6 protein-coding genes and 1 pseudogene are annotated in these 5,895 nt (G+C 74.2%); 4 read left to right on the plus strand and 3 right to left on the minus strand.

Going from position 1 to position 5,895, the window contains the following annotated elements; genetic code table 11:
• Positions 1-194 precede the first annotated feature (194 nt).
• Complete coding sequence (locus tag ACFWTC_RS38315) at positions 195-368, minus strand: CsbD family protein (protein ID WP_384030437.1); 174 nt, start codon at positions 366-368, stop codon at positions 195-197.
• 244 nt (positions 369-612) lie between these two features.
• On the opposite strand from ACFWTC_RS38315, the gene ACFWTC_RS38320 reads away from it, so the two are divergent.
• The 3 genes and pseudogenes from ACFWTC_RS38320 (at position 613) to ACFWTC_RS38330 (ending at position 1,960) form a co-directional block, all read left to right on the plus strand.
• Entirely contained in the window at positions 613-1,110 is a 498-nt protein-coding gene (locus ACFWTC_RS38320) for a hypothetical protein (protein ID WP_384030435.1), read from the plus strand.
• A pseudogene (locus ACFWTC_RS38325) lies at positions 1,104-1,301 on the plus strand (DUF4235 domain-containing protein); the annotation flags it as partial. The gene ACFWTC_RS38320 and the pseudogene ACFWTC_RS38325, both read left to right, overlap by 7 nt.
• 209 nt (positions 1,302-1,510) lie before the next feature.
• Positions 1,511-1,960: an SRPBCC family protein gene (locus tag ACFWTC_RS38330; RefSeq protein WP_383933305.1), complete on the plus strand. Its 450-nt coding sequence runs from the start codon at positions 1,511-1,513 to the stop codon at positions 1,958-1,960.
• Positions 1,961-2,196: 236 nt separating this feature from the next.
• Here the strand turns inward: ACFWTC_RS38330 and ACFWTC_RS38335 are convergent, their stop codons facing one another.
• Together ACFWTC_RS38335 and ACFWTC_RS38340 are read right to left on the minus strand one after the other, a co-directional pair.
• Entirely contained in the window at positions 2,197-3,171 is a 975-nt protein-coding gene (locus ACFWTC_RS38335) for an anti-sigma factor RsbA family regulatory protein (protein ID WP_383933301.1), read from the minus strand.
• Positions 3,168-4,061 (minus strand): MEDS domain-containing protein, encoded by an 894-nt coding sequence (locus ACFWTC_RS38340; RefSeq protein ID WP_384030433.1) that lies wholly within the window; start codon positions 4,059-4,061, stop codon positions 3,168-3,170. The genes ACFWTC_RS38335 and ACFWTC_RS38340 overlap by 4 nt, the downstream gene beginning before the upstream one ends.
• A gap of 263 nt (positions 4,062-4,324) precedes the next feature.
• Between ACFWTC_RS38340 and ACFWTC_RS38345 the strand changes: the two genes are divergently transcribed.
• Positions 4,325-5,895: HAMP domain-containing protein (locus tag ACFWTC_RS38345; RefSeq protein ID WP_384075121.1), on the plus strand; the 1,571-nt coding region annotated here is incomplete at its 3' end.

The following is a 5,895-nucleotide window of genomic DNA, read 5'->3' on the forward strand; positions in this document are numbered from 1 at the left end:
ACCACACTGCGCCTTCGCCCTCTACCCCCCCCGGGGCGGGCCGGGGGGGCGGGGGGGGCCGGGCCGGCGCCGCCGGCGCGCCCGGGGGCCGCGGGGGCGCGCGCCGGCCGCCTCGGCCCCGGGACGCGCCGCCCGCGGACGTGCGACGGGGCCGGGACCGCTGATCGCGGTCCCGGCCCCGTACGCGAGAGCCCTCAGTGCTTGAAGGTGTCCTTGACCTTCTCCTTGGCCTCGCGCGCATCGCCCTTGGTCTGCTCCGCGCGGCCCTCGGCGGTCAGCCGCTCGTTGCCCGTCAGGCGGCCGGCGGCTTCCTTGAGCTTGCCCTTGGCCTGCTCGCCCTTGGCCTCGGTCTTCTGCTCACCAGACATGCCGATCACTCCCTGTGCGGTGGAAAACGTCTTACGGACCCTCGTATGACCGGACGGAGCGGGTTGAAACAGGGCGGTCCGCGCAGGATGTCCGGCATCGGCCGGGGGACGGTCGTTCGGCGGCGCCCTTCCGGGTGGCCCGCGCGACAACCTCCGGGCCACCCGGTACGGCGCGGGTGTTCCCGCTGTTGGTGGGTAGTCGCGCCGTGACAGCGGCGTACGCGAACGAGGAAGGGACCCACCGATGACCGACCAGCCCCACCGCCACGAGCCCACCCCGTCGCCCGAGGAACTGCGCAAGCGGACGGAGCACACCCGCGACCGGGTCGGGCAGGACATCGAGGCACTGGCGGGCAGCGCCGACGGCGCGGCCGCGGAGCGCGCCGGAGAGGTGGCCGCCGAGGCGCGGGACAGGGCCGCCACGGCGAAGGAGCAGGCCGTGCAGAAGGCGGCCCTGGTCGCCGACCAGATCCGCGACGCGGCCGGAGAGGCCGCGCGGCGGGTGAAGGACACGACCCCGGACGCCGTCCTGGAGCAGGCGGCCCACGCGTCCGGCCTGGTGGGCCGGGCCACGGCCCGCGTCGGCCGGTTCGCGGCGGAGAACACCCCCGAACCGGTGCTCGACCGTGCCGGACAGGCCGCGGCGGTGGCGCGGGCCAACAGGACCCCGCTGCTCGCCGCCGGCGCCGTACTGGTCGCGTTCCTGCTGGTGCGCCGGGGCCGGGGACGCGCGGGAAGCTGACCGAAGGGAAGGGCGTCGCCCCCGACGCCACCGACGGCGTCGGGGGCGACGCCCTTCCCGACGACCGCTCCTGGAAGGAGATCCTCATCGCCGCTGGCCTCCAGCGCGCGGTCTTCGCGGTCGTCAAGGCCGCCGTCGACCGGTCGGGGGCGGTGGCGACGAGGCGCGTCACGGGTACCTGGCCCGGCTGAACCCGTCCGGCTCGGGCCGCCGACCCGAGCCGCTGTCGGGGCAGGGCGCTCCACCCATTGCCGAAACGGCCGCGGGGCGGGGCCGGTGGGGACACGGGGGCATGGCGGAGCGTGCTCGGGGCAGCCGCGCGGAGAGAGCACGAGCATCCGTGAGGCGTCCGCCGCGCCGGTCCGGCCCGGCGGCGGGCCGCTACGAGGAGGTCGAGTCCATGTCGCAGGTCGAGCAGTCCATCGAGGTCGACGTGCCCGTCCGCGCGGTCTACGACCAGTGGACCCGCTTCGAGACGTTCCCGCGCTTCATGGCCGGGGTCGAGCGGATCACGCGGGTCAACGACACCCTGACGCACTGGAAGACGAAGGTCTCCGGTGTGGAGCGGGAGTTCGACGCCGAGATCACCGAGCGGATCCCCGACGAACGCGTCGCGTGGACCACGGTCGGAGGCCAGGTGGGGCAGGCCGGTGTGGTCACCTTCCACCGGCTCGACGACGCGCGGACGAAGGTGATGCTCCGGATGGACTTCGACCCCGCGGGCGTCGCCGAGAACGTCGGCGACAAGCTCGGCTTCGTCACGCGCCGGGTCACCGGCGACCTGGAGCTGTTCAAGGAGTACATCGAATCCCGCGGTACCGGGGCGGCCTCCTGGCCGGGCACCCTCTGACACCGCCCGGGCCCGCCCGCGGCCTCGCGCCCCCCGGGGCGGTGCCCGGGAGGCTTCCGCGCGTCGGCGGCCGCAGGCGTGGCGCGGCGAGGGCCGGCCCGACGGTCGTCGCGAGCAGGTACTGGGCGCATCCGGGCAGGGAGCGGAACACCGTCGCCCGGAGCGCCACCGGCGCGGTGAACGGTATGCCCGGCGGGGCGGCGGCAAACGCGGTGACGGCCCGCACCCGCGGTCCCTCAGGCGAGGTCCACGTGCAGGCGTACGGTGGTGCCGCCGCGCCGGGCGTCGATCTCCACGAGGTCGCACAGCTGGCGCACCGCCCACAGCCCGTGCCCCCGCCGCCCGGACGGGTCCGGCGGCAGGTAGCCCGCGTACCAGTCGGTGCCGCTCGGGCCGGGGTCCGTGACGTCGCACACGATGCGGTGCCCGGAACGCCCCAAGGTCACCCGCCCGTGGCCGGCGCCGTGCTGGACGGCGTTGGTGGCGACCTCGTTGACGGCCAGGACGAGCCGCTGGATCCCGTCGGCGGACAGGCCCAGCGCGGTGGCGGTGCGCGCGACGAAGGCCCGCGTCCCGTCCAGATCGGCTCCGAAGCGCAGCATGCCGGCGTCCCGGCCGTGGGCCGGGAGCGCCGTCACCTCCCGGTCCCACGCCCCGTCCGGCGCGGTCGGCGGAACGTAGCGGTCCCCGGCCCCCGCGCCCGGCCCGGCCACCACCTGGGGGTGGGTCCGCAGGGCGCCCCGGACCACCGCTCCGGGCAGGGACCGGGTGTCGTACGGGCACACTATCCACGCCGGGCAGGGGGCGAAGGCGACGTTGAGCGCCGACTCGTAGCGGGTCCACTCCGCCGTCTCCAGCGCGTCGCGCCCGTGCCACACCGGTTCGCCGATCACCCGCACCCGCCGGTGCCCGCCGTCCGCGGTGTGCCGCTCGACGTACCGGTGGTACGCGCTCAGCGTGCGGCCCGGCGTCCGGTACCAGAGATCGGCCGCGATGAACTCCACGTGGGGGGCGGCGTCCCCCAGCGCCTGGCGCAGCAGGTCGGTGTTGGTGTCGGTGGTCACCGCGAGGACGGCGTCGTCCGCGCGCAGGCCGTCCAGGCAGAACGGCACGGTCGTGGCCAGGAACTCCTCGTCGCTGCCGTAGACCAGTGCCTGGTGCGTCAGGAGCGGGCCGTCACCGGGCCGCGGGACCGTGGTGCCAGTGATCATGTCGCGGTCTCCCGGGCAGTGACGACGAGGGACGGCGTCTCGTCCCAGCCGACCAGGCTGACGACCTGGCACAGCAGCGGCGCGAGGTCCACCACGTGCAGCCGCCGGTCCGCGGGCAGCCGGCCGGCCGCGTGCGCCAGCGCGCGTACGCCGGCCAGGTCGATGAACTCCAGGCCGCTCATGTCCACCCACACGTCCCCCGGCCACTCCAGGGTCGTCTCCAGGGCGGCGGCCAGCGCGTCGGTGGCGCGGTAGTCCACCGTGCCCACGACCCGCAGGGCCCGCTGCCCCGCCCGGAAGGACGGCACGAGCCGCAGACCGGGGCCGACGTGCAGCTCGTCCTGCTCGACCGCGCCGGGGTGGGCGCGGTCGAAGGTGTCCAGTGCGGCGGGACCGAAGCGGCGGGCGTCGTACTGGCAGACCGCCGAGGCGGACTGCCCGGCGAACACCTCGGTGACCCGCTTCTCGTACTGTTCGAGCTGGTCGGCTCCCGGCACGTCGCGCAGCGCCCAGTCCATCTCGCCGCTGACCCGGAAACCGCGGTGGCCGGCCGCCAGGGACTCCTCGACCTCCCGGCGCAGGCCGTCGGCCATGGCCTCGGCGTCGAACGAGCCCGCCGCCAGGTAGCTCTCCTCGGCCGTCGTCACCTTCAACTGGCCGCTCTCCACCGCCCGCTGCGGATCGGTCCCCGCAGAGCCGAGCCAGCCGAGCACCTGCCGGGGATCCCGTCCGTCGGTGAAGTACAGCACGCGTTCACCGCGCGCCAGCCCTGCCGACACGTAGGCGGTGACCACCCGGCGCTGCTCCGCGTCGTCCGCGAACGCCAGACACAGGTGATCACCGTGGACCATGTCCTGCACCCGGCGCTCCCTGTCCGCCCGCGTGGTCATCGGAGATCCACAGCCTTCACCGTTCCCCTCCCCAGCCCTGGCGGCGCCCGTTTCGGGGCCCCGCCGCCGGAAGCCCGCCCGCACACTCTAGCTGCGGGTCCCGCGGCACACGCTCCCCCTTCCGGCCCGGTACCCGGCACGCTCCGGCCGCCCGGACCCCCGCTCCCGACCGGCTCGTACGTACGGAGTTGCGCGGGGGCTTAGCCTGGCGCGGGGACGTTCGAGCTGCGGGCGGCGCCCGGGCACAGGGAGATGGGGCAGGGATGGGCGAGCCGAAGGTTTCAGCGACGGGTGCGAAGGTGTCGGGGGCGGTGGGGGAGCCGGAGCTGCGGCAGCTCCTGGCCGGTCTCACGGCCGTCCGCGACGGCGATTTCGGCACGCGCCTGCCCGACGAGGCCGACGGGCTGCTGGGGGAGATCGCCACGGTCTTCAACGGCATGGTCGACCAGCTCTCCCTGTTCACGTCGGAGGTGACCCGCGTCGCCCGCGAGGTCGGGACCGAGGGAACCCTGGGCGGTCAGGCCGAGGTTCCGGGCGTCTCCGGAACGTGGGCCGACCTGACGGACTCCGTCAACGCGATGGCCGGCAACCTCACCACCCAGGTGCGCGACATCGCCCAGGTGGCCACCGCGGTCGCCCGCGGCGACCTCTCGCAGAAGATCGACGTGGCGGCCCGGGGCGAGATCCTGGAGCTGAAGGACACCGTCAACACGATGGTCGACCAGCTGTCCTCCTTCGCGGACGAGGTCACCCGAGTGGCGCGCGAGGTCGGCAGCGAGGGACGGCTCGGCGGCCAGGCCGAGGTGCCCGGCGTCGCCGGCGTGTGGCGCGACCTGACCGACTCGGTGAACTTCATGGCGGGGAACCTGACCGACCAGGTCCGCAACATCGCCCAGGTGACGACGGCGGTCGCCAAGGGCGACCTGTCGCAGAAGATCGCGGTCGACGCCCGGGGCGAGATCCTGGAGCTGAAGAACACCATCAACACGATGGTCGACCAGCTGTCCGCGTTCGCCGACGAGGTCACCCGCATGGCCCGGGAGGTCGGTACGGACGGCCGGCTGGGCGGGCAGGCGGACGTGAAGGGGGTCTCGGGCACCTGGCGGGACCTGACCGACTCGGTGAACTTCATGGCCGGGAACCTCACCGCGCAGGTCCGCTCGATCGCGGAGGTCGCCACCGCGGTGGCGCAGGGCGACCTGTCGCAGAAGATCCGGGTCGACGCCCGGGGCGAGATCCTGGAACTGAAGACGACCATCAACACGATGGTGGACCAGCTGTCCGCGTTCGCCGACGAGGTCACCCGCGTGGCCCGGGAGGTCGGTACGGACGGCCGGCTGGGCGGGCAGGCGGACGTGAAGGGGGTCTCGGGCACCTGGCGGGACCTGACCGACTCGGTGAACTTCATGGCCGACAACCTCACCGCGCAGGTCCGCTCGATCGCGGAGGTCACCACCGCGGTGGCGCAGGGCGACCTGTCGCAGAAGATCCGGGTCGACGCCCGGGGCGAGATCCTGGAACTGAAGGAGACCATCAACACGATGGTCGACCAGCTGTCCGCCTTCGCCGACGAGGTGACGCGCGTGGCCCGCGAGGTCGGCACCGAGGGCAACCTGGGCGGCCAGGCCACCGTACGGGGCGTGTCGGGCACCTGGAAGGACCTCACGGACAACGTCAACGTCATGGCGTCCAACCTGACCGGACAGGTGCGGTCCATCGCCCAGGTGGCGACGGCCGTGGCCCGCGGCGACCTCTCGCAGAAGATCATGGTGGAGGCGAAGGGCGAGGTCGCGGCGCTGGCCGGGGTGATCAACACGATGGTCGACACGCTGTC

It is taken from the genome of Streptomyces sp. NPDC058619 (assembly GCF_042717785.1).
Taxonomy (GTDB): Bacteria; Actinomycetota; Actinomycetes; order Streptomycetales; family Streptomycetaceae; genus Streptomyces.

What these genes read in the sequence shown, in the direction of transcription:
- ACFWTC_RS38315 (WP_384030437.1), bottom strand. Translation starts at nt 368, where the DNA reads ATGTCTGGTGAGCAGAAGACCGAGGCCAAGGGCGAGCAGGCCAAGGGC.
- ACFWTC_RS38320 (WP_384030435.1), top strand. Translation starts at nt 613, where the DNA reads ATGACCGACCAGCCCCACCGCCACGAGCCCACCCCGTCGCCCGAGGAA.
- ACFWTC_RS38330 (WP_383933305.1), top strand. Translation starts at nt 1,511, where the DNA reads ATGTCGCAGGTCGAGCAGTCCATCGAGGTCGACGTGCCCGTCCGCGCG.
- ACFWTC_RS38335 (WP_383933301.1), bottom strand. Translation starts at nt 3,171, where the DNA reads ATGATCACTGGCACCACGGTCCCGCGGCCCGGTGACGGCCCGCTCCTG.
- ACFWTC_RS38340 (WP_384030433.1), bottom strand. Translation starts at nt 4,061, where the DNA reads ATGACCACGCGGGCGGACAGGGAGCGCCGGGTGCAGGACATGGTCCAC.